The 2,660-nt window shown below is 35.5% G+C and carries 3 protein-coding genes; 1 reads left to right on the top strand and 2 read right to left on the bottom strand.

Annotation, left to right across the window (positions count from 1 at the left end; genetic code table 11):
* A partial coding sequence (locus tag J7J01_10005; GenBank protein ID MCD6211192.1) for an ATP-binding protein occupies positions 1 to 586 on the bottom strand: 586 nt, incomplete at its 3' end.
* A gap of 2 nt (positions 587 to 588) precedes the next feature.
* Positions 589 to 2,103: an IS21 family transposase gene (istA, locus tag J7J01_10000; GenBank protein ID MCD6211191.1), complete on the bottom strand. Its 1,515-nt coding sequence runs from the start codon at positions 2,101 to 2,103 to the stop codon at positions 589 to 591.
* Between the two features lie 217 nt (positions 2,104 to 2,320).
* On the opposite strand from istA, the gene J7J01_09995 reads away from it, so the two are divergent.
* Positions 2,321 to 2,660 (top strand): hypothetical protein (locus tag J7J01_09995; protein ID MCD6211190.1); only part of this gene is annotated, 340 nt, incomplete at its 3' end.

Raw genomic sequence — 2,660 nt, 5'->3', positions numbered from 1 at the left:
GTTCATAACATTTACTGATAAGCTGAAATAAATAGTTGGCTGCCTTTTTATCTAACGGTAAATAACCTATTTCATCCAATATAATACAGTCATAACTTAACAGCTTTTTAAATAACTTTTTTATCTCTCCTGTGGCCAAAGATGTGTAGAATTTATCTACTAATTCCTGCACAGGGATAAAATAAACCTTATAGCCCCTTTTTATGGCTTCTATCCCTAAAGCAATGCTTAAGTGGGTTTTACCTGTCCCAGGTGGCCCTAAAAAGATGATGTTTGTCTTTGTCTCTATCCATCTGCCTTCAGCTAAGTTGATGAGTTTCTGTTTTTTAACTGATGTCTGAAAGTTAAAGTCAAATGCCTCCAAACTCTTTTGCTGCGGAAAACCTGCCGCCTTTAATCTTTTTTGTATCCTTTTTTGTTTCCTCTCTTTAAGCTCTTTTTGCATAAGTCCAAAGAGCACTTCTAGGTGAGATAGGTTTTTGGCCTCAGCCAGTTTTAGATAGTCATCTAAGTTCTCTCTTATGTAAGAGAGTTTTAGAGCAGTTAGTGCTTTTATCAGACAATTATAGGTTTCTATATCTATCATTTTTAGCTCTCCTCCCTTTGGTTTATTAAAAGCTGTCCATAATAACTACATGGTCTTTTTTCTATTTCATAATGAATAGGAATATTTGCAATTTCTGCCTGCTTTTGCATTATTTCAGGCAATGTTTCAGGAGAAGATTGGAGTATATGGGCAATCTTTTCTACCTGACCATAACTTAAGCATTTAAACATGATTGCCCTTTTTATGGCATTTTCTAAGACCTCTCTTGGGTATCTTTTCTTTAACCCAATGATACCTTTGAGTTGTTCACGATAGTGCCTTTTAAATCTTGCTTTAAGGAATAAAAACACTTCATTAAAAGGATAGATATCTAATACTTGTTGCTCTAGTTGCTCTGTGGAAATACTATATGGCCTCTGATAGTGAGAGGGTTCTATTATTCTTTGACCCCTTTCCATACACCTGAAATGGCTATAAATGTGTTCTTCATTTAAGCTGTAAATGTGGATTTTTTCTTCATCAAACCTAATTTTAACTTCTTTCCCTTGATAGCTATAAGGCACACTGTAGTCATTCCCTAATACCTTAATCAAACCATCTTTGGTTACCTTCCTTTTTTGATAACAGGGTCTTGGTTCATAAGGATAGATAGGAAATGGCTTAAGATAGAATTTTTCTTTTTCCCATAATTTAAGAGGACTTTCGTGTGTAGTAGCATGCTTCTTTTTATCTCCCCTCTCCTTAAGCCATTTTTCCCACTGAAACTCAAGGTCAGAGAAGTCTTTAAAACTGCGTCCCAATAAAAAGCCATGTTTGATGTATCTAATTACGGCCTCTATTTTACCCTTACTCTCCGGATCATATTTATGGCAGATATAAGGTTCAAATCCCAGTTGATGTGCAAACCGATAGAATTCTTCATTAAATTCTATCTCTCCATACTTCTCTTCTATTACTGCCAACTTTGTCTGGTCATAAACAATCTGATTGCAAATACCACCAAGGGCCTTAAATGCCCGCTGGTGAAAGTGTATGAATTGCGTTGTATCTATTGGGTCTTTAAACCATTCAACATATTTCTTGCGACTGTAACTGAGTACCATGGCCATGAAATAGATGTTGGTCAGCCTGCCTCCTATTTCTACCCTTCTCTTCTCCCCTATATCCACCATTGCCTGGTGACCAGGGGGCGTTTCAAATGGTTTGTAAATACGCCTCTTACCTTTGTCTTTCCTAAACCTGGATACATATCTCCTTAATGTTCGTGCAGAGCCCTTATAGCCCAGCTCCTTGAGTTCATAAAATAGAGATTCACAATTGATTTTCCCTTCTGCCTCATATTCTTTTATCCTTTTGTTGATGTAATTCTTGAATTTATCTACCTTCTTAGAGCGCTTTTTATTTTGGCTCATTTTTTTAGCAATATCTTCATGAGTCATATCCCTGTATTTACGCACTGTTTTGCGGTCTATCCCTAATTCCCTGCTTATCTCTGAAATGGACTTGCCTACTTCAAGTTGCTTTTTGATTTTGTTTATCATTCCCCACTCCTTCATCCCTAAATACCCTCCTTTTTGAAAAGTAATTAAAAGGTAGGGCATTCTAATTTAAAATCTACTGAATTTCCAAAACTTTTCTTACCTTTAGGTGGGGAATTCTAATGACCAAAAGGTGGGGAATTTTATTGGCCAGTGACATTTTAATAATGCCTATATTTATGGACTAAGACGAGTTGGGTGTTGTATATGTCCATTTGCTAGTGAGTGGTCAGAAATGATAATAAATCAGGTTTTTCCTGAAAAAGCTAAGGTGTTTATTAGGATGTTGTTCAAATACACTCAATATAGAAATATCAAAAAACAAAAAGATTATATTGCAAAAGGGCAATGGAAAAAGCGAGCAGGCGGAATAGGACTGGATGACAAAATTTTGAGATTGAAAAGCGAAGAATGTTTTAAAGAAAAATGGGTATATTTTTACACATTGAGCAAGGAAATAAATGGGTTTTTCTTTGAATTATTTAAGCCTTTTGGAGAAGTCAGACTAATTGGTAAAAATGGAGATATGCAAACTTATCTGATAATTTCACCAAGCTTAACCCCTTTATTTTTGA

It is taken from the genome of Methanophagales archaeon, from assembly GCA_021159465.1.
In the GTDB taxonomy this organism is placed as follows: Archaea; Halobacteriota; Syntropharchaeia; order Alkanophagales; family Methanospirareceae; genus G60ANME1.
This window is presented reverse-complemented; position numbering and strand designations above follow the sequence as displayed.